Annotated in this window: 18 protein-coding genes, 1 tRNA gene and 2 rRNA genes; 17 read left to right on the top strand and 4 right to left on the bottom strand. The window is 50.2% G+C overall.

What is annotated here, in order from left to right; genetic code table 11:
- Positions 1–342 precede the first annotated feature (342 nt).
- The 10 genes from accB to ACHHZ7_RS09310 all read left to right on the top strand — a co-directional run bounded on the left by accB (position 343) and on the right by ACHHZ7_RS09310 (position 8,568).
- Entirely contained in the window at positions 343–813 is a 471-nt protein-coding gene (gene accB, locus ACHHZ7_RS09355; RefSeq protein ID WP_003025210.1) for an acetyl-CoA carboxylase biotin carboxyl carrier protein, read from the top strand.
- 10 nt (positions 814–823) lie between these two features.
- Complete coding sequence (accC, locus tag ACHHZ7_RS09350) at positions 824–2,173, top strand: acetyl-CoA carboxylase biotin carboxylase subunit (protein ID WP_003828838.1); 1,350 nt, start codon at positions 824–826, stop codon at positions 2,171–2,173.
- A gap of 107 nt (positions 2,174–2,280) precedes the next feature.
- Complete coding sequence (locus ACHHZ7_RS09345; protein ID WP_003828839.1) at positions 2,281–2,523, top strand: YhdT family protein; 243 nt, start codon at positions 2,281–2,283, stop codon at positions 2,521–2,523.
- Entirely contained in the window at positions 2,513–3,964 is a 1,452-nt protein-coding gene (panF, locus tag ACHHZ7_RS09340) for a sodium/pantothenate symporter (protein WP_020996361.1), read from the top strand. The genes ACHHZ7_RS09345 and panF overlap by 11 nt, the downstream gene beginning before the upstream one ends.
- An 11-nt stretch (positions 3,965–3,975) precedes the next feature.
- Entirely contained in the window at positions 3,976–4,857 is an 882-nt protein-coding gene (gene prmA / locus ACHHZ7_RS09335) for a 50S ribosomal protein L11 methyltransferase (protein ID WP_003025221.1), read from the top strand.
- Positions 4,858–5,027: 170 nt separating this feature from the next.
- A complete protein-coding gene (locus tag ACHHZ7_RS09330; RefSeq protein ID WP_225623070.1) occupies positions 5,028–5,762 on the top strand; it encodes a carbonic anhydrase in 735 nt (244 codons plus the stop codon).
- A gap of 298 nt (positions 5,763–6,060) precedes the next feature.
- Positions 6,061–7,026, top strand: a complete 966-nt coding sequence (gene dusB / locus ACHHZ7_RS09325) for a tRNA dihydrouridine synthase DusB (protein WP_008785970.1) — start codon at positions 6,061–6,063, stop codon at positions 7,024–7,026.
- A gap of 25 nt (positions 7,027–7,051) precedes the next feature.
- A complete protein-coding gene (gene fis, locus ACHHZ7_RS09320) occupies positions 7,052–7,348 on the top strand; it encodes a DNA-binding transcriptional regulator Fis (protein ID WP_000462905.1) in 297 nt (98 codons plus the stop codon).
- A gap of 88 nt (positions 7,349–7,436) precedes the next feature.
- Entirely contained in the window at positions 7,437–8,321 is an 885-nt protein-coding gene (yhdJ, locus tag ACHHZ7_RS09315) for an adenine-specific DNA-methyltransferase (protein ID WP_008785971.1), read from the top strand.
- A gap of 82 nt (positions 8,322–8,403) precedes the next feature.
- Entirely contained in the window at positions 8,404–8,568 is a 165-nt protein-coding gene (locus ACHHZ7_RS09310) for a DUF2556 family protein (RefSeq protein WP_003025279.1), read from the top strand.
- A gap of 46 nt (positions 8,569–8,614) precedes the next feature.
- On the opposite strand, the gene envR is transcribed toward ACHHZ7_RS09310, so the two are convergent.
- Positions 8,615–9,271, bottom strand: a complete 657-nt coding sequence (gene envR, locus ACHHZ7_RS09305; RefSeq protein WP_048225757.1) for an acrEF/envCD operon transcriptional regulator — start codon at positions 9,269–9,271, stop codon at positions 8,615–8,617.
- Positions 9,272–9,684: 413 nt separating this feature from the next.
- Between envR and ACHHZ7_RS09300 the strand changes: the two genes are divergently transcribed.
- The 7 genes from ACHHZ7_RS09300 (at position 9,685) to ACHHZ7_RS09270 (ending at position 19,078) form a co-directional block, all read left to right on the top strand.
- Positions 9,685–10,845 carry an efflux RND transporter periplasmic adaptor subunit gene (locus tag ACHHZ7_RS09300; protein WP_060683116.1) on the top strand — a complete coding sequence of 387 codons (1,161 nt, stop codon included), beginning with the start codon at positions 9,685–9,687 and terminating at the stop codon, positions 10,843–10,845.
- An 11-nt stretch (positions 10,846–10,856) separates the two neighbouring features.
- Positions 10,857–13,970 (top strand): efflux RND transporter permease subunit, encoded by a 3,114-nt coding sequence (locus ACHHZ7_RS09295; protein ID WP_008785975.1) that lies wholly within the window; start codon positions 10,857–10,859, stop codon positions 13,968–13,970.
- Between the two features lie 270 nt (positions 13,971–14,240).
- Entirely contained in the window at positions 14,241–14,462 is a 222-nt protein-coding gene (locus ACHHZ7_RS09290) for a lipoprotein (protein WP_003025292.1), read from the top strand.
- 460 nt (positions 14,463–14,922) lie between these two features.
- A complete protein-coding gene (locus tag ACHHZ7_RS09285) occupies positions 14,923–15,948 on the top strand; it encodes an amino acid ABC transporter substrate-binding protein (RefSeq protein ID WP_008785976.1) in 1,026 nt (341 codons plus the stop codon).
- A gap of 69 nt (positions 15,949–16,017) precedes the next feature.
- A complete protein-coding gene (locus tag ACHHZ7_RS09280) occupies positions 16,018–17,199 on the top strand; it encodes an amino acid ABC transporter permease (RefSeq protein WP_008785977.1) in 1,182 nt (393 codons plus the stop codon).
- A gap of 9 nt (positions 17,200–17,208) precedes the next feature.
- Positions 17,209–18,312 carry an amino acid ABC transporter permease gene (locus tag ACHHZ7_RS09275; protein WP_020996364.1) on the top strand — a complete coding sequence of 368 codons (1,104 nt, stop codon included), beginning with the start codon at positions 17,209–17,211 and terminating at the stop codon, positions 18,310–18,312.
- A gap of 7 nt (positions 18,313–18,319) precedes the next feature.
- Entirely contained in the window at positions 18,320–19,078 is a 759-nt protein-coding gene (locus ACHHZ7_RS09270) for an amino acid ABC transporter ATP-binding protein (RefSeq protein ID WP_003025300.1), read from the top strand.
- Positions 19,079–19,196: 118 nt separating this feature from the next.
- Here the strand turns inward: ACHHZ7_RS09270 and rrf (ACHHZ7_RS09265) are convergent.
- From rrf (ACHHZ7_RS09265) to rrf (ACHHZ7_RS09255), 3 genes are all read right to left on the bottom strand, one after another.
- Positions 19,197–19,312 (bottom strand): 5S ribosomal RNA (gene rrf / locus ACHHZ7_RS09265).
- Positions 19,313–19,350: 38 nt separating this feature from the next.
- Positions 19,351–19,426: transfer RNA gene (locus tag ACHHZ7_RS09260), tRNA-Thr, on the bottom strand.
- 14 nt (positions 19,427–19,440) lie between these two features.
- Positions 19,441–19,556, bottom strand: a 5S ribosomal RNA gene (rrf, locus tag ACHHZ7_RS09255).
- Positions 19,557–19,560 lie beyond the last annotated feature (4 nt).

Raw genomic sequence — 19,560 nt, 5'->3', positions numbered from 1 at the left:
TACATGTTAACGGTTGATTATCTTCCCTGATAAGACCAGTATTTAGCTGCCAATTGCTACGAAATAGTTATAATGTGCGACTTTGCTATCCCCGGTAGCGTTTTTAAGGCGCTGAAAGGGTGACAATCGCATATTGAAGGTATATTTTGTCTTTTACCCGAAAATGGCAGAAGATAGCCGCACAATGACTAACAAGTCTGGCAATCTCACTTAATGGCAGCAGCACCCAGTGCAGCGCCTGAGATGCGTGGCATCTTGTCACTCACTGTTATAAAAATGCTATACAGACGGCGGTAAAACGCCTGTCACAATCTCACTAAACAAAGAGTACGGAACCCACTCATGGATATTCGTAAGATTAAAAAACTGATCGAGCTGGTTGAAGAATCAGGCATCTCCGAACTGGAAATTTCTGAAGGCGAAGAATCTGTACGCATCAGCCGTGCAGCGCCAGCTGCAAGTTTTCCGATGATGCAACAGGCTTATGCTGCACCAGTGATGCAGCAACCAGCTCTGTCTAACGCTGTCGCACAAACTGCCTCTCCAAGTATGGAAGCTCCGGCAGCAGCGGAAATCAGTGGTCACATCGTACGCTCCCCAATGGTTGGTACGTTCTACCGCACCCCGAGCCCGGATGCTAAAGCGTTCATCGAAATCGGACAGAAAGTGAATGCGGGCGATACCCTGTGCATCGTTGAAGCCATGAAAATGATGAACCAGATCGAAGCCGACAAATCCGGCGTAGTTAAAGCGATCCTGGTAGAAAGTGGTCAACCGGTAGAATTTGACGAGCCGCTGGTCGTCATCGAATAACGAGGCGAACATGTTGGATAAAATTGTTATCGCCAACCGCGGCGAGATTGCCCTGCGTATTCTTCGTGCCTGTAAAGAACTGGGCATCAAGACTGTCGCTGTGCATTCAAGTGCGGATCGCGATTTAAAACACGTATTGCTGGCGGATGAGACGGTCTGTATCGGCCCGGCTCCGTCCGTAAAAAGCTATCTGAACATCCCGGCTATCATCAGCGCCGCTGAAATCACCGGCGCGGTGGCAATTCACCCGGGCTATGGCTTCCTCTCTGAGAACGCCAACTTTGCTGAGCAGGTAGAGCGTTCTGGCTTTATCTTCATCGGCCCGAAAGCTGACACCATCCGCCTGATGGGCGACAAAGTGTCTGCAATCACCGCGATGAAGAAAGCGGGCGTACCGACAGTCCCAGGCTCTGACGGCCCGCTGGGCGATGACATGGACGCTAACCGCGCTCATGCTAAACGCATCGGCTACCCGGTTATCATCAAAGCCTCCGGCGGCGGCGGCGGTCGCGGTATGCGCGTCGTGCGCAGCGATGCCGAACTGGCACAATCCATCTCCATGACCAAAGCGGAAGCAAAAGCCGCTTTCAATAACGACATGGTCTACATGGAGAAATACCTGGAAAACCCACGCCACATTGAAATTCAGGTGCTGGCTGACGGTCAGGGTAACGCGATTTATCTGGCAGAACGTGACTGCTCCATGCAGCGTCGTCACCAGAAAGTTGTCGAAGAAGCACCAGCGCCGGGCATTACCCCGGAACTGCGTCGCTACATCGGCGAGCGTTGCGCCAAAGCGTGTGTTGATATCGGCTATCGCGGGGCGGGTACTTTCGAGTTCCTGTTCGAAAACGGCGAATTCTACTTCATTGAGATGAACACCCGTATTCAGGTTGAACACCCGGTAACCGAAATGATCACCGGCGTTGATCTGATCAAAGAGCAGCTGCGCATCGCAGCGGGTCAACCGCTGTCCATCAAGCAGGACGAAGTTGTGGTTAAAGGCCATGCGGTAGAATGCCGTATCAACGCCGAAGACCCGAACACCTTCCTGCCAAGCCCGGGTAAAATCACGCGTTTCCACGCACCGGGTGGCTTTGGTGTGCGTTGGGAGTCTCATATTTACGCAGGCTACACCGTACCTCCGTACTATGACTCAATGATCGGTAAGCTGATCTGCTATGGCGAAAACCGCGACGTCGCTATCGCCCGTATGAAAAACGCATTGCAGGAACTGATCATCGACGGTATCAAAACCAACGTTGACCTGCAGATCCGTATCATGAATGACGAGCACTTCCAGCACGGTGGAACCAATATCCACTACCTGGAGAAAAAACTCGGACTTCAGGAAAAGTAAGCGTGCGTTAACCGAAAAGGCCGGAAATTCCGGCCTTTTGTTTTTCTCCCCTCCCGCACGTGCCATAAGGTACAATCCCCGCTTTCTTTATCCACAAGGGACAAAAAATGGACGCTCGTTTTGTTCAGGCCCATAAAGAGGCGCGCTGGGCGCTGTGGCTAACCCTTTTATATCTGGTCACATGGTTAGTGGCCGCTTACTTACCAGATTCAACGCTGGGTTTTACCGGCTTACCGCACTGGTTCGAAATGGCCTGCCTGCTAACGCCGCTGGTTTTTATCGTGCTGTGCTGGGCGATGGTGAAGTTTATCTATCGCGACATTCCGTTGGAGGATGACGATGCAGCTTGAAGTTATTTTTCCGCTGGTCGCCTATCTTCTGGTGGTCTTCGGTCTCTCAGTTTATGCCATGCGCAAGAGATCGACCGGTACCTTCCTGAATGAATATTTCCTCGGCAGCCGCTCCATGGGCGGCGTCGTGTTAGCGATGACGCTAACGGCAACCTACATTAGCGCCAGCTCGTTTATTGGCGGTCCTGGTGCCGCTTACAAATACGGACTGGGATGGGTGCTGCTAGCGATGATCCAGTTGCCCGCCGTATGGCTCTCATTGGGGATTCTTGGTAAGAAATTCGCCATTCTGGCACGCCGTTATAATGCTGTTACCCTCAACGATATGCTATTTGCACGCTACCAGAGCCGCCTGCTGGTATGGCTGGCAAGCCTCAGCCTGTTGGTCGCGTTTGTCGGGGCAATGACCGTACAGTTTATTGGCGGCGCACGTTTGCTGGAAACCGCAGCGGGTATCCCCTACGAAACCGGTCTGCTGATTTTTGGCGTCAGCATCGCGTTATACACGGCGTTCGGCGGCTTTCGCGCCAGCGTGTTGAACGACACCATGCAGGGCATGGTGATGCTGATTGGTACTATCGTTTTGCTGGTCGGCGTTGTTCATGCTGCCGGTGGCCTCAGCAATGCGGTGGTAACCCTGCAGACTATCGATCCTAAACTGGTTTCGCCGCAGGGCGCTGATGACATTTTGTCACCCACGTTTATGACCTCATTCTGGGTGCTGGTATGCTTTGGCGTGATTGGCCTGCCGCATACGGCGGTACGCTGTATCTCTTATAAAGACAGTAAAGCGGTACACCGCGGCATTATCATCGGCACCATCGTGGTGGCGATTCTGATGTTTGGTATGCATCTGGCGGGCGCTCTGGGACGGGCGGTAATCCCTGACCTGACTGTACCGGATCTGGTAATCCCTACGCTGATGGTCAAAGTCCTGCCGCCGGTCGCTGCCGGGATTTTCCTCGCCGCACCTATGGCCGCGATCATGTCGACGATCAATGCCCAATTGCTGCAAAGTTCCGCTACGATCATTAAGGATCTGTACCTAAACCTTCGCCCGGAACAGCTGGAAAACGAAACCCGGCTGAAACGCATGTCGGCAGTGATTACCCTGCTGTTGGGCGCGTTACTGTTGCTGGCCGCCTGGAAACCGCCAGAGATGATTATCTGGCTGAATCTGCTGGCGTTTGGCGGGCTGGAAGCCGTCTTCCTGTGGCCTCTGGTGCTGGGCCTCTATTGGGAGCGGGCAAACGCGTCAGGCGCATTGAGCGCGATGATTGTCGGCGGCGTGCTTTATGCTCTACTCGCCACCTTTAACGTTCAGTTCCTGGGCTTCCACCCAATCGTGCCCTCGTTACTGATAAGCTTGCTGGCTTTCCTGATAGGCAACCGTTTCGGTTCCGCCGTCCCGCAAGCCGCCATATTGACTACTGATAAATAAAGAGTTTTGCCATGCCATGGATCCAACTGAAACTGAACACGACCGGTGCCAACGCTGAAGAGTTGAGCGATGCGCTGATGGAAGCGGGCTCCGTTTCCATTACTTTCCAGGATACACATGATACGCCGGTGTTTGAACCTCTGCCGGGCGAGACTCGCCTGTGGGGTGATACCGACGTTATCGGCTTGTTCGATGCAGAAACCGACATGAAAGAAGTAGTTGCTATCCTGGAACAGCATCCGCTGCTGGGTGAAGGCTTCGCGCATAAAATCGAACAGCTCGAAGACAAAGACTGGGAACGCGAATGGATGGATAACTTCCACCCGATGCGCTTTGGTGAACGTCTGTGGATTTGCCCAAGCTGGCGCGATGTCCCGGATGAGAATGCTGTCAACGTGATGCTGGACCCGGGTCTGGCGTTTGGTACAGGCACGCACCCCACTACCTCTCTGTGCCTGCAATGGCTGGACGGTCTTGATCTTAACGGTAAAACGGTTATCGACTTTGGCTGCGGCTCCGGCATTCTTGCTATTGCGGCACTGAAGCTGGGTGCGGCGAAAGCCATTGGCGTGGATATCGATCCGCAAGCGATTCAGGCCAGCCGTGATAACGCCCAGCGTAATGGTGTTTCTGAGCGTCTGGAGCTTTATCTGCCGAAAGACCAGCCAGAGGCGATGAAAGCCGACGTGGTGGTCGCCAACATCCTTGCTGGCCCATTACGTGAACTGGCTCCGTTAATCAGCGTACTGCCCGTTGAGGGCGGTTTGCTGGGGCTTTCTGGTATTCTTGCCAGCCAGGCGGAAAGCGTCTGTGAAGCCTATGCCGATCTCTTTACGCTCGATCCGGTTATCGAGAAAGAAGAGTGGTGTCGCATTACCGGCCAGAAAAAATAATCCCTTCCGGCGTGGTTATCTGACCACGCCATTTTCAGACAATTGACCAGCATACCGACACTTTCCTCAGCGATATAATAATCAATTGATTTTGTTATTTTTTATATTGATTCTCGTTGAGTAAACGTATGCGTTTCAACTGTTTTACAACAACTTTGCTGGCAGCATGCATGATGCCACTGACCACACTGGCCGTACCATGGGGATATACCGAAGAAAACGGCCCCGCACGGTGGGGAGAAATCAGCAAAGCGTATGCAACGTGCCAGACAGGCATAAACCAATCCCCCATAGACATCCAGACCACCACAACCAGTAAACTCGGTCTCCCCGCGCTGAACATGCAGTACGTCGATGGCCCAACCAGATTTCGGAGCATTAACCATACGTTGCAAGCAACGATGAGTAGCTACGCATCTAATTCTATTGAAATTGATGAAACGCTTTATTATTTAAAACAATTTGATTTTCATGCCCCGAGCGAACATACCCTCAACGGTAAAACCTATCCGCTGGAGCTGCAGCTGGTCCACAAAAATCAATCCGGAGACATCGCTATCGTGGCGGTTATGTTTGATATCGGCGAACCAAACCAGGCGATTCAAAATTTGTGGGAGTCCTTTCCAACCATGGAGGACAGCAGCATGGCCATCTTCTCGCCGGTCGATATCCACCAGCTTTTACCCGACAATAAAACCTACTGGCGCTACCGTGGTTCGTTAACAACGCCTCCCTGCACCGAAGGCGTCACCTGGACTGTCCTGAAAACGCCTGTTGCTCTTTCTGCCGAACAGATGGATAAATTCCACTACATTGTTGGGACGGCAAACAATCGCCCGCTGCAGCCGTTGAATGAACGCAAGATTACGGACAGCTATTCTGGGGATACCGAGATCCTGTACTAAAATGAGGTAGCGATCACACAATGACGAGGTAATTTGCTGATTAATTCAGCAGAATATCTTGTCAGTACCGTCTGCAGCTGAAGAAAAAATGAGAAGTTACGCAAAATTATATGTGTATATAAAATCGACACATTTTTATAATGCGATGATTTATATGATTAAATATTTTCATGCGTTCACATTTACGGCAATTCATTGATCCACCTCAGTGGATTGGTCAAAGTTTGGCCTTTCATCTCGTGCGAAAAATGCGTAATATACGCCGCCTTGCAGTCACAGTATGGTCATTTCTTAACTCATGCGCATCGGACAATACCAGCTCAGAAATCGCCTGATCGCAGCACCTATGGCTGGCATCACTGACAGACCATTCAGGACGCTGTGCTATGAGATGGGAGCAGGATTGACAGTATCCGAGATGATGTCTTCTAACCCGCAGGTTTGGGAAAGTGACAAGTCTCGTTTACGGATGGTGCACGTTGATGAGCCAGGAATTCGCACGGTGCAAATTGCCGGTAGCGACCCTGTTGAGATGGCCGATGCCGCACGTATTAACGTGGAAAGCGGCGCCCAGATTATTGATATCAATATGGGGTGTCCGGCTAAAAAAGTGAATCGCAAGCTCGCAGGTTCAGCCCTCTTGCAGTACCCGGATTTAGTGAAATCGATACTAACCGAGGTCGTCAATGCAGTGGACGTTCCTGTCACACTCAAGATTCGCACCGGCTGGGCTCCGGAACACCGTAACTGCGTAGAGATTGCCCAACTGGCTGAAGACTGTGGCATTCAGGCTCTGACCATTCATGGACGCACCCGCGCCTGTTTGTTCAATGGAGATGCTGAGTACGACAGTATTCGGGCAGTTAAGCAGAAAGTTTCCATTCCGATTATCGCGAATGGCGACATTACTGACCCGCATAAAGCCAGAGCTGTACTCGACTATACGGGGGCGGATGCCCTGATGATAGGACGTGCAGCTCAGGGAAGACCCTGGATCTTTCGGGAAATCCAGCATTATCTGGACACTGGGGAGCTGCTGCCCCCGCTGCCTCTGGCAGAGGTGAAGCGCTTGCTTTGTGCGCATATTCGGGAACTGCACGACTTTTATGGTCAGGCAAAAGGGTACCGAATTGCGCGTAAACACGTATCCTGGTATCTCCAGGAACACGCTCCGGATGACCAGTTTCGGCGCACATTCAACGCCATTGAAGATTCCAGCGAACAGCTGGCGGCGTTGGAGGCATACTTCGAAAATTTTGCGTAAACAGAAATAAAGAGCTGACAGAACTATGTTCGAACAACGCGTAAATTCTGACGTACTGACCGTTTCTACCGTTAACTCTCAGGACCAGGTAACTCAAAAGCCCCTGCGTGACTCGGTTAAACAGGCACTGAAGAACTATTTTGCTCAATTGAATGGTCAGGATGTGAATGATCTCTATGAGCTGGTACTGGCTGAAGTAGAACAGCCCCTGTTGGACATGGTGATGCAATACACCCGCGGTAACCAGACCCGTGCTGCCCTGATGATGGGCATCAACCGTGGTACGCTGCGTAAAAAACTGAAAAAATACGGCATGAACTGATACTAATCAGTTAAATGTTTGTTTTAAAAGGCGCTACTCGGCATGGGGAAGCGCCTTTTTTATTGACGTCACACGGGAGGCTTTGGCGATGAACGCGAGATGTGAACCTGTCTATTTTGGCGATGAATCTAAAAAGATAATCCTGGGTGACGCGCTAACTGAACTGAAAAAACTGCCGTCTGAAAGCGTCGAACTCATTTTTGCTGACCCTCCTTATAACATCGGGAAAGACTTTGACGGGATGGTGGAATCCTGGGACGAAGAGGCCTTTCTGGCGTGGTTGTTTGAGTGCATCGACGAGTGCCATCGCATCCTCAAACCACACGGCACCATGTACATCATGAACAGTACGGAGAACATGCCGTACATCGACCTCAAATGCCGCCCGCTTTTTACCATCAAGAGTCGTATCGTGTGGTCATACGATAGCTCAGGGGTACAGGCCAAAAATTACTTTGGCTCGATGTATGAACCGATCCTGATGATGGTAAAAGATCAGAAAAACTACACATTTAATCGTGACGATATTCTGGTTGAAGCCAAAACTGGCGCTAAACGCGCGCTAATAGACTACAGAAAAAACCCGCCGCAGCCATACAATCAGAAAAAAGTGCCGGGCAATGTCTGGGAGTTCCCACGCGTACGCTATCTGATGGACGAATACGAAAACCACCCCACCCAGAAACCCAAAGCCCTCCTGGAGCGTATAATTCTGGCGTCCTCGAACCCAGATGACAAGGTACTGGATCCGTTTGCCGGCAGCTTCACCACCGGAGCTACCGCCGTGGAATTGGGTCGCAAGTTTGTCGGGATTGAGATCAATACTGAATACGTAAAAATGGGACTCAGAAGACTGAGTATCGGTTCTCATTTTTCAGAAATTGAGCTTGCCAAGGTGAAAAAACGTAAGACAAAAAACCTGTCTAAAAAGAGTCGATTGACGGCAAAGAGTGGCGATCTTTCAACAAAGTAAAGGCATTGTAAGTCTGCTTTTCAGCTTAAAAATTTCGTGTATATTCCCTGCACACTTGGGCATGAATACACAGGGTTTAGGAATGATTCGCAAGTATTGGTGGCTGGTTGTTTTTGCGGTCTTCGTTTTTCTTTTTGATGCGCTGCTCATCCAATGGATAGAGCTGATGACAACAGAGCACGACAAGTGCCGGAATATGAACTCAGTGAATCCCCTTAAGCTGGTCAACTGCGTCGACCTCGAATAGCACCTCAGGTAATGCTTCGACAGCCGTCAGCCTCTGGCGGTAAAAACTATCCGACCTGGTTTTCACTCTGCATTAATTGCATGACGCTACCGTCTGGGCTTAACATTTTTAGTACATTATCAACTAATACTGGAGCTTGCCCATATAGATCATAACTCACTGGATTCATTAACCAGTTTTTTATAATTCCGCTAAAACTACCGTGCAGAATAATGATGATGACATCTAAATCAAGAGTGGTGGCAATCAGATTGTCATCTACACACTTTTGCAGGGAATCACGAATGCTTTGATGACTGATACCTATTTTATCGCGAATAGCCTGCTCAGATATCATATCGTTATGAAATTCACACTTATGATATAAAATCTGCATTAATGCCTGCTGACGAGGGTTCTCTGCAATATATTGTAACCCCACCACAAACTTTTCTCGCAATCGCTGTAAAGGGTTATCACCCCAACGACCAATTAGCTTGTCCTGAATAAGATCGCGTAAAGGTGGTTGTTGTAACCATAGCTCATTAAACAGTTGAGTTTTATTTTCGAAATGCCAATAGAGCGCGCCACGCGTCACGCTGGCGGCATCCGCAATGTCGTTTAGCGTCGTATTGCTTACGCCACGTGCGGCAAACTGTACAATCGCCGTTTCTATCAGGTGCTGCCGCGTTTTGAGGGCATCAGCTTTCGTTTTTCTGGCCATGGTTCCGACTGTCTGAGGTAGAGTAGAGAATGATTAACTTTCTTATCTAATATTTGCGACACGGAACAAATGTATCACTTAGCATTTATTTAAACGAGCTCTAAAAAATATTATTACGGACTTTGCACACGAATAAACAAAACGAATACCAACAACAAATATATTCATAAACCAAATGTTTATTTCAATTTGTGTTTATGCGAATCATAGTATTGCTATTAACACCACAATGAAACAGCTATCGATTAATCTTTTTTTGCTTTTACGTGCCGTGTATCGTGCCCATAAATAAGTATTGCTTACATCGCAAGCTAATAATTTGTAGGATAGCCAACTATTATTTTTCTTGTGCGCGTTATCGCCCCCTGCTTTACCCGGTTAATAACGAGCGTTCGGTTTTTTAAGGAATAGAAATGACGAAAAATGCCAGGTTTTCACTCCTGCCCTCATTCATCATCGTCTCCGCTGCATTACTCGCCGGTTGTAACGATCAGGGAGAAACACAAGCTCATCCCGCAGAACCGCAGGTGACTGTCCATATCGTCGAAAAGGCTCCTTTAGCCGTAACGACCGAATTACCCGGGCGCACAACGGCATTCCGAATTGCAGAAGTTCGTCCCCAGGTCAGCGGGATAGTGCTTAAACGGAATTTCACTGAGGGAAGCGATATTGAAGCCGGGCAGTCACTTTATCAGATCGATCCCGCGACTTATCAGGCTGACTATGACAGCGCCAAAGGTGAACTGGCGAAGAGTGAAGCGGCGGCTGCAATCGCGCATTTAACGGTGAAACGCTATGTGCCGTTGGTTGGCACCAAGTACATCAGCCAGCAAGAGTACGATCAGGCAATTGCTGATGCTCGTCAGGCCGATGCCTCCGTGATCGCAGCAAAAGCGGCGGTCGAAAGCGCGCGTATCAATCTGGCCTACACCAAAGTGACATCGCCAATTAGCGGACGCATCGGTAAATCTAACGTCACCGAAGGTGCATTAGTCACGAATGGCCAGGCTACAGAGCTTGCTACCGTTCAACAGCTCGATCCCATTTACGTCGACGTGACACAGTCCAGTAACGACTTTATGCGCCTCAAACAGTCCGTTGAACAAGGGAGTCTGCATAAAGACAGCGCCAGCAGTACTGTCGAACTGGTGATGGAAAATGGTCAGTCATACCCGCTAAAAGGCTCTTTGCAGTTTTCTGATGTGACGGTTGATGAAAGCACCGGCTCAATCACCCTCAGAGCCGTGTTCCCTAACCCACAGCACACGCTGTTGCCGGGCATGTTTGTGCGCGCACGCATTGATGAAGGCGTCCAGCCGAATGCCATTCTCGTTCCGCAGCAGGGGGTAACGCGTACTCCTCGCGGTGATGCCACCGTAATGGTCGTTAACGACAAGAGTCAGGTTGAGTCTCGCGCAGTCGTTGCCGCACAAGCTATTGGTGACAAGTGGCTCATCAGCGAAGGCCTGCAACCGGGTGACAAAGTTATCGTGAGCGGCTTACAGAAAGCACGTCCAGGCGTTCAGGTTAAAGCAACCGCCGATACCGAAACCCCTGCCACGAAAGCCCAATAAGGTAACCGGACATGGCTAACTTTTTTATCAGGCGTCCTATCTTTGCCTGGGTATTGGCTATCATTCTGATGATGGCGGGTGCTCTGGCAATCATGCAACTGCCCGTGGCACAGTACCCAACCATTGCGCCTCCTGCGGTCGCCATTTCTGCCACCTACCCTGGTGCAGATGCACAGACGGTTCAGGATACAGTCACACAGGTTATCGAACAGAATATGAATGGTATCGATAACCTGATGTATATGTCCTCAACCAGCGACTCGGCCGGGAGTGTGACTATTACACTGACTTTCCAGTCCGGTACCGATCCCGATATCGCGCAAGTGCAGGTGCAAAATAAACTGCAGCTCGCCACTCCGCTACTGCCGCAAGAAGTTCAGCAGCAAGGGATCAGCGTCGAGAAATCCAGCAGCAGCTTTTTGATGGTTGCGGGTTTTGTTTCTGACAACCCACAAACCACACAGGATGACATTTCCGATTACGTCGCCTCGAACGTTAAAGACTCAATCAGCCGTCTGAATGGCGTGGGTGACGTGCAGCTGTTTGGTGCACAGTACGCCATGCGCATCTGGCTGGATGCAAACTTATTGAACAAATACCAGCTCACGCCGGTTGATGTGATCAATCAGTTGAAGGTACAGAACGATCAGATTGCCGCAGGTCAGTTAGGGGGGACGCCTGCATTACCTAACCAGCAGCTTAACGCTTCTATCATTGCGCAAACGCGACTGAAAGACCCTGAAGAGTTCGGCAAAGTGACTTTACGCGTGAACAGCGATGGTTCGGTTGTTCACCTGAAAGACGTCGCGCGGATCGAGTTAGGCGGGGAAAACTACAACGTCGTGGCGCGTATTAACGGTAAGCCTGCATCCGGCCTTGGGATCAAGCTGGCAACCGGGGCAAACGCGCTGGATACCGCGAACGCGATTAAAGCCAAGCTGGTTGAACTGCAACCATTCTTCCCGCAGGGAATGAAGGTGGTCTACCCGTACGACACGACGCCATTTGTAACCATCTCCATTCATGAAGTGGTAAAAACGCTGTTTGAAGCGATCGTGCTGGTGTTCCTGGTCATGTATTTGTTCCTGCAAAACATCCGGGCAACGCTCATTCCGACCATCGCCGTACCTGTCGTATTGTTGGGCACATTTGCCGTGCTTGCTGCGTTTGGCTACTCAATAAACACCCTGACGATGTTCGGCATGGTGCTCGCCATCGGTCTATTGGTCGATGATGCGATAGTGGTGGTGGAAAACGTGGAACGCGTGATGATGGAGGATCATCTGCCGCCCAAAGAGGCGACGGAAAAATCCATGTCACAAATACAGGGAGCACTGGTTGGTATCGCCATGGTGCTGTCTGCGGTATTTATCCCGATGGCCTTCTTTGGCGGTTCAACCGGGGCTATCTATCGGCAGTTTTCCATCACCATCGTTTCCGCCATGGCGCTTTCAGTACTGGTCGCGCTGATCCTGACTCCCGCACTTTGTGCAACGTTGCTGAAGCCGGTATCAGCTGAACATCACGAGAAAAGAAGCGGTTTCTTTGGCTGGTTCAACGCCAAATTCGATCACAGCGTCAATCATTACACCAATAGCGTCAGCGGTATTGTGCGTAAAACTGGGCGTTACCTGGTCGTCTACCTGATAATAGTCATAGGGATGGCGGTGCTGTTTATGCGCCTGCCAACCTCCTTCCTGCCAGAGGAAGATCAGGGCGTCTTCCTGACGATGATTCAACTTCCTGCAGGCGCCACGCAAGAACGCACCCAGAAGGTGCTGGATCAGGTCACCCACTACTACCTGAACAATGAAAAAGCCAACGTTGAAAGCGTCTTTACGGTTAACGGCTTTAGCTTCAGCGGCCAGGGGCAAAACTCAGGGATGGCGTTCGTCAGCCTCAAGCCCTGGGAAGAACGTAGCGGTAACGAAAATAACGTTGAATCAATTATCGCCCGCGCTACCCGAGCGTTTAGTCAGATTCGTGATGGTCTGGTGTTCCCTTTCAACATGCCAGCCATCGTTGAACTGGGTACCGCGACGGGCTTCGACTTCGAGCTGATTGACCAGGGCGGGTTGGGGCATGCTGCGCTAACCCAGGCACGTAACCAACTGCTGGGCATGGTTGCCAAACACCCTGACCTGCTGGTTCGTGTGCGTCCAAACGGGCTCGAGGATACCGCACAGTTCAAGCTGGATGTCGATCAGGAGAAAGCGCAAGCGCTTGGTGTCTCACTGTCTGATATCAACGAAACTATCTCAGCTGCGCTGGGCGGCTATTACGTCAATGACTTCATTGACCGTGGACGCGTGAAAAAAGTGTACGTACAAGCCGATGCCAAGTTCCGTATGTTACCGGAGGACATCAATAATCTGTATGTCCGTAGCGCCAATGGCGAAATGGTTCCGTTCTCCACGTTCAGTTCCGCACACTGGATCTACGGCTCACCGCGCCTGGAGCGCTATAACGGTATGCCTTCTATGGAACTGCTGGGAGAAGCAGCGCCTGGCAGAAGTACCGGTGAAGCAATGGCGCTAATGGAAAGCCTGGCGGAAAAACTGCCAAACGGTATTGGTCATGACTGGACGGGGATGTCCTATCAGGAACGACTGTCGGGTAACCAGGCTCCTGCGCTGTATGCCATCTCGCTAATCGTTGTCTTCCTTTGCCTTGCCGCATTGTATGAAAGCTGGTCTATTCCTTTCTCGGTGATGCTGGTTGTACCGCTCGGTGTTGTGGGCGCATTGTTAGCAGCATCACTGCGTGGGATGAATAACGATGTGTATTTCCAGGTTGGCTTACTAACCACAATCGGCCTCTCGGCTAAGAACGCCATCCTGATCGTCGAGTTTGCCAAAGACCTGATGGATAAAGAAGGCAAGGGGTTGATTGAAGCGACGCTGGAGGCATCGCGCATGCGTCTTCGTCCTATCCTGATGACATCCCTGGCCTTTATTCTGGGGGTTATGCCTCTGGTTATCAGTCACGGTGCAGGTAGTGGTGCGCAGAATGCGGTCGGTACCGGTGTTATGGGAGGAATGCTGACCGCAACATTGTTGGCTATCTTCTTCGTCCCCGTCTTCTTTGTTGTCGTAAGACGGCGTTTTAGTCGGCACAACGATTAATTTGTAAAATAAAGGCGTCTACGGACGCCTTTTTCACCTACGATGCTCCTCTTTATTTATTAGTAAGATAGCCATTTATTTCATTTAAACTATCCCTCTAAACTCGCCTGCAGCCTTTCTTTTTATCCATTATTTTTACAATCCACATGAATTGAGATTATTCCTCATGTCAGTCCTTTTTTAAGAAGTGGTAAAATAATCGCCGAGTTCGCAGATGGCTTAGCGTTTGTCTTTGCTTAATTAGCGAAACGCTTATTTTGAGGTAACACCATGAAAAGATTAATATCCGTTGCACTGCTTACCGCATTCCTGGCTGGCTGTGCACACGATTCTCCTTGCGTACCTGTATACGACGATCAGGGACGCCTGGTTCATACCAATACCTGTATGAAAGGCACCACCCAGGATAACTGGGAAACAGCCGGAGCCATCGCCGGTGGTGCTGCAGCCGTTGCCGGACTGACGCTTGGGATTGTCGCCCTGACCAAATAAATCATATTAAAAGCGCGGTTATTACCGCGCTTTTAGCAATAAGCATAAAATCTACATATAAGACAAAACGTTGCTTAATAGAACCTGACATGTAATAAAATTATTATAGATTTCACTCACACATCCGCGATTTGAAATTAGCATTTTTTCTGTTTTTCGTAACACCACATTTTCTTTTCATTATTCTCACGTCATTAATATTAACGCCAGAAATCGTTATCACGCGTCCTGTCTGATTTTTAAATTTTTTGCGCCGAAATGTGGCTTACGTTTCAATTTTGCACCACTTCAGGGCGCTGCATTTATTTTTTCCTGTCTACACTCTGCATATTGCGTCGAATAATCAGGCGCAAAAAACTGGCACTACCTTTGCTTAAAAGAGTATGGCCAAAGCCACAGACAGGTAAAAGACGTTTTCAGAACGTTTCCATAACAATAATTCCTCCACACAGGATGCTCTATGAAAAAGATGATAATCGCCAGCCTGGCTGCGGCCGGTGTGCTGCTTGCTGTTGCAAATCAGGCACATGCCGGCGCAACACTTGATGCCGTAAAGAAAAAAGGGTTTGTGCAATGTGGGATCAGCGACGGCTTGCCTGGCTTTTCTTACGCCGATGCAAGCGGCAAGTTCTCGGGTATTGATGTTGATGTATGTCGTGGCGTTGCCTCCGCCGTATTTGGCGATGATAGCAAAGTAAAATATACCCCGCTCACCGCCAAGGAACGCTTTACCGCATTACAGTCTGGTGAAGTCGACATGCTCTCTCGTAATACCACGTGGACCTCTTCTCGTGATGCCGGTATGGGCATGTCCTTCACTGGTGTAACGTATTACGACGGCATTGGCTTTCTTACCCACAATAAAGCAGGCCTGAAGAGCGCTAAAGAGCTGGATGGTGCAACGGTCTGTATTCAGGCGGGAACCGATACCGAACTAAACGTGGCCGACTACTTTAAAGCCAACAAGATGAAGTACACCCCCGTCACCTTTGACCGTTCGGATGAATCAGCCAAAGCTCTGGAATCTGGACGTTGCGATACGCTGGCTTCCGACCAGTCTCAGCTGTATGCCCTACGCATCAAGCTGAGCAATCCTGCGGAATGGATCGTCCTGCCAGAAGTTATTTCTAAAGAACCGCTGGGACCTGTCGTACGTCGTGGGGACGATGAGTGGTTCTCCATTGTTCGCTGGACGCTGTTCGCCATGCTAAATGCGGAAGAAATGGGTGTTAACTCGAAAAACGTCGATGAAAAAGCGGCTAATCCAGCAACACCAGATATGGCACACCTGTTGGGTAAAGAAGGGGATTATGGCAAGGATCTGAAGCTTGATAACAAATGGGCCTACAACATTATCAAGCAAGTTGGTAACTATTCGGAGATCTTTGAACGTAACGTTGGATCGGAAAGTCCGCTGAAGATCAAACGTGGACAGAACAACCTCTGGAATAACGGTGGTATTCAGTATGCGCCACCGGTGCGCTAATGCGTAGTGATGTAACGGGCGCCGCAACTGCGGCGCTCAGCCCAGAGTCATAGTTACTGAGGTTTTCTTATGTTCCATCGCCGCTCAACCGTAAAAGGATCGTTATCCTTTTCTAACCCTGCGGTCCGCGCCTGGTTATTTCAAATACTCGCCGTCATTGCGGTTATCAGCATTGCGGTCTATCTCATTCATAACACGATAAATAACCTGAACAATAGCGGTATTACCTCGGGGTTTTCTTTTCTCGATCGCAGCGCCGGATTTGGCATTGTCCAGCATCTGATCGATTACGAGCAAGGCGATACGTATGGTCGTGTCTTTGTGGTCGGCCTGCTCAATACGCTGTTAGTTTCAGCACTGTGCATTGTTTTCGCATCAATTCTCGGTTTCTTTCTCGGGCTGGCACGTCTGTCAGATAACTGGTTATTGCGAAAGCTCTCGACGATCTACATCGAAACGTTCCGCAATATACCGCCGCTGCTGCAGATCTTTTTCTGGTATTTCGCCGTATTACGTAATCTGCCCGGCCCACGCCAGGCCGTTAACGCGCTGGATTTGATGTTCCTGAGTAACCGGGGGCTCTATATTCCGGCCCCGCAAATGGGAGAAGGTTTTTTTGCCTTTTGTACCGCTGTCGTTATCGCTCTCGTCGTCACCATCGGATTATTTCGCTTCAACAGAATGCATCAGACCAAAACCGGTCAGCTACGTCGGACCTGGCCCACAGCTCTGGCGTTGATCGTACTTTTACCGGTGATTTCACAGTGGATGTTTGGCGCTGCGCTTCACTGGGATATTCCCGCGCTCCGTGGTTTTAACTTCCGTGGCGGTATGGTGCTTATTCCTGAACTGGCGGCACTGACTCTGGCGCTTTCGGTATATACCTCGGCATTTATTGCAGAAATTATTCGGGCGGGCATTCAGGCCGTTCCTTACGGCCAACATGAAGCCGCACGCTCGCTGGGTCTGCCAAATCCGGTGACGCTACGCCAGGTAATCATCCCACAGGCGCTACGCGTCATCATTCCCCCACTGACCAGCCAGTACCTGAATATCGTCAAGAACTCTTCTCTTGCAGCCGCAATTGGCTACCCGGACATGGTTTCACTGTTTGCCGGCACGGTACTCAATCAAACAGGGCAAGCCATTGAAACGATCGCCATCACCATGTCGGTATACCTGATCATCAGTCTAAGTATTTCTTTGCTGATGAATATTTATAACCGCCGTATCGCACTGATTGAGCGCTAAGGAGCCATGATGACAAAAGCACTGCTGTCTCACCCCTCGCGCCAGCACAGCAATCCGGCAAGCCGCAGTCTACTCTGGGTGCGTAAAAACCTGTTCTCCAGTTGGTCAAATAGCCTGCTCACCCTGCTATGCGTATGGCTGATTTGGTCATTTCTTCCACCACTGTTGAACTGGGTATTCTTTCAGGCCAACTGGGTCGGTTCTACCCGGGCAGACTGTACCAAAGCGGGAGCCTGCTGGGTGTTCATCCATGAACGCTTCGGGCAATTCATGTATGGGCTTTATCCACACGATCAGCGTTGGCGCGTAAATCTGGCCCTGATAATTGGTCTGGCTTCTATTGTTCCGATGTTCTGGAAAACCATTCCCCACCGTGGCCGTTATATCGCTATCTGGGCAGTCATATATCCAATTGTCGTCTGGTGGCTGATGTACGGTGGTTTTTTCGGACTTGAACGCGTAGAAACCCGGCAGTGGGGCGGATTAACACTGACGCTTATTATTGCATCCGTGGGGATTGCAGGCGCGCTTCCATGGGGCATTTTACTGGCGTTGGGACGTCGTTCCCATATGCCAGTCGTGCGGGTTTTATCCGTCATTTTCATTGAGTTCTGGCGCGGTGTACCGTTGATTACCGTTCTGTTTATGTCCTCGGTCATGCTTCCTCTGTTTATGTCCGAAGGAACCAGTATCGACAAGCTTATCCGGGCGCTGGTCGGCGTTATTCTTTTCCAGTCGGCCTATGTCGCAGAAGTGGTTCGCGGAGGGTTACAGGCCCTACCGAAAGGTCAGTATGAGGCCGCGGAATCACTGGCGCTAGGTTACTGGAAAACCCAGGGGCTGGTCATTCTTCCGCAAGCCCTCAAGCTGGTTATCCCTGGTCTGGTTAACACGATTATCGCCCTGTTCAAGGATACCAGCCTGGTCATCATCATCGGTCTGTTTGATCTCTTCAGTAGCGTACAGCAGGCAACTGTGGACCCTGCGTGGCTGGGTATGTCGACAGAAGGATATGTTTTCGCTGCACTGATTTACTGGATCTTCTGTTTCAGTATGTCGCGTTACAGCCAGCATCTGGAAAAACGTTTTAACACCGGGCGTACGCCGCACTGAGGAATTTATGAGCCAATTATTAATGCCGTCTACCGACGCGATGATTACGCTGGAAAACGTCAACAAATGGTACGGACAGTTTCATGTCCTGAAAAACATCAACCTGAAGGTAAAACAAGGAGAGCGCATCGTATTATGCGGGCCTTCCGGTTCGGGTAAATCGACAACTATCCGCTGTATTAACCATCTGGAAGAGCATCAGCAAGGACGCATTGTAGTGGATGGGATTGAGCTCAATGAAGACATCCGCAATATTGAGCGCGTCCGACAAGAAGTTGGCATGGTCTTTCAGCACTTTAATCTCTTTCCTCATTTAACTGTCTTGCAAAACTGCACGCTGGCGCCTATCTGGGTGCAAAAGATGCCGAAAAAAGAGGCTGAAGTACTGGCAATGCACTACCTTGAGCGGGTCCGCATTGCCGAACATGCACATAAATATCCCGGGCAAATCTCTGGTGGACAACAACAGCGCGTGGCCATTGCACGCTCGCTGTGTATGAAACCCAAAATCATGTTATTTGATGAACCCACATCAGCGTTGGATCCTGAAATGGTAAAAGAAGTGCTGGATACCATGATAGGCCTGGCGCAATCGGGCATGACCATGCTATGTGTAACCCATGAAATGGGCTTTGCCCGCACAGTAGCTGACCGGGTGATCTTTATGGATCTTGGCGAGATTGTGGAACAGGCACCACCGGATGAGTTTTTTGCTCACCCCAAATCGGAACGCACTCGCGCGTTTTTATCGCAGGTTATTCATTAAATATATATGCCGGATAAAGTTCCGGTGGATTTGTCCTCCTCAGGAGAGCGCTCGCCGACAAACAACAGATAAAACAAAAGGCCCAGTCTTTCGACTGAGCCTTTCGCTTTTATTTGATGTCTGGCAGTTCCCTACTCTCGCATGGGGAGACCCCACACTACCATCGGCGCTACGGCGTTTCACTTCTGAGTTCGGCATGGGGTCAGGTGGGACCACCGCGCTACAGCCGCCAGACAAATTCTTTTCTAAGTGCCGAATTTTAACCGAAAAACTGGTGCTGATACCCAGAGTCGAACTGGGGACCTCACCCTTACCAAGGGTGCGCTCTACCAACTGAGCCATATCAGCACACTAAATTTGATGCCTGGCAGTTCCCTACTCTCGCATGGGGAGACCCCACACTACCATCGGCGCTACGGCGTTTCACTTCTGAGTTCGGCATGGGGTCAGGTGGGACCACCGCGCTACAGCCGCCAGGCAAA

It is taken from the genome of Citrobacter freundii complex sp. 2024EL-00216 (assembly GCF_043945515.1).
Taxonomy (GTDB): Bacteria; Pseudomonadota; Gammaproteobacteria; order Enterobacterales; family Enterobacteriaceae; genus Citrobacter; species Citrobacter portucalensis.
This window is presented reverse-complemented; position numbering and strand designations above follow the sequence as displayed.

Coding starts and splice junctions, on each gene's coding strand:
- accB (WP_003025210.1), top strand. CDS start 343: ATGGATATTCGTAAGATTAAAAAACTGATCGAGCTGGTTGAAGAATCA.
- accC (WP_003828838.1), top strand. CDS start 824: ATGTTGGATAAAATTGTTATCGCCAACCGCGGCGAGATTGCCCTGCGT.
- ACHHZ7_RS09345 (WP_003828839.1), top strand. CDS start 2,281: ATGGACGCTCGTTTTGTTCAGGCCCATAAAGAGGCGCGCTGGGCGCTG.
- panF (WP_020996361.1), top strand. CDS start 2,513: ATGCAGCTTGAAGTTATTTTTCCGCTGGTCGCCTATCTTCTGGTGGTC.
- prmA (WP_003025221.1), top strand. CDS start 3,976: ATGCCATGGATCCAACTGAAACTGAACACGACCGGTGCCAACGCTGAA.
- ACHHZ7_RS09330 (WP_225623070.1), top strand. CDS start 5,028: ATGATGCCACTGACCACACTGGCCGTACCATGGGGATATACCGAAGAA.
- dusB (WP_008785970.1), top strand. CDS start 6,061: ATGCGCATCGGACAATACCAGCTCAGAAATCGCCTGATCGCAGCACCT.
- fis (WP_000462905.1), top strand. CDS start 7,052: ATGTTCGAACAACGCGTAAATTCTGACGTACTGACCGTTTCTACCGTT.
- yhdJ (WP_008785971.1), top strand. CDS start 7,437: ATGAACGCGAGATGTGAACCTGTCTATTTTGGCGATGAATCTAAAAAG.
- ACHHZ7_RS09310 (WP_003025279.1), top strand. CDS start 8,404: ATGATTCGCAAGTATTGGTGGCTGGTTGTTTTTGCGGTCTTCGTTTTT.
- envR (WP_048225757.1), bottom strand. CDS start 9,271: ATGGCCAGAAAAACGAAAGCTGATGCCCTCAAAACGCGGCAGCACCTG.
- ACHHZ7_RS09300 (WP_060683116.1), top strand. CDS start 9,685: ATGACGAAAAATGCCAGGTTTTCACTCCTGCCCTCATTCATCATCGTC.
- ACHHZ7_RS09295 (WP_008785975.1), top strand. CDS start 10,857: ATGGCTAACTTTTTTATCAGGCGTCCTATCTTTGCCTGGGTATTGGCT.
- ACHHZ7_RS09290 (WP_003025292.1), top strand. CDS start 14,241: ATGAAAAGATTAATATCCGTTGCACTGCTTACCGCATTCCTGGCTGGC.
- ACHHZ7_RS09285 (WP_008785976.1), top strand. CDS start 14,923: ATGAAAAAGATGATAATCGCCAGCCTGGCTGCGGCCGGTGTGCTGCTT.
- ACHHZ7_RS09280 (WP_008785977.1), top strand. CDS start 16,018: ATGTTCCATCGCCGCTCAACCGTAAAAGGATCGTTATCCTTTTCTAAC.
- ACHHZ7_RS09275 (WP_020996364.1), top strand. CDS start 17,209: ATGACAAAAGCACTGCTGTCTCACCCCTCGCGCCAGCACAGCAATCCG.
- ACHHZ7_RS09270 (WP_003025300.1), top strand. CDS start 18,320: ATGAGCCAATTATTAATGCCGTCTACCGACGCGATGATTACGCTGGAA.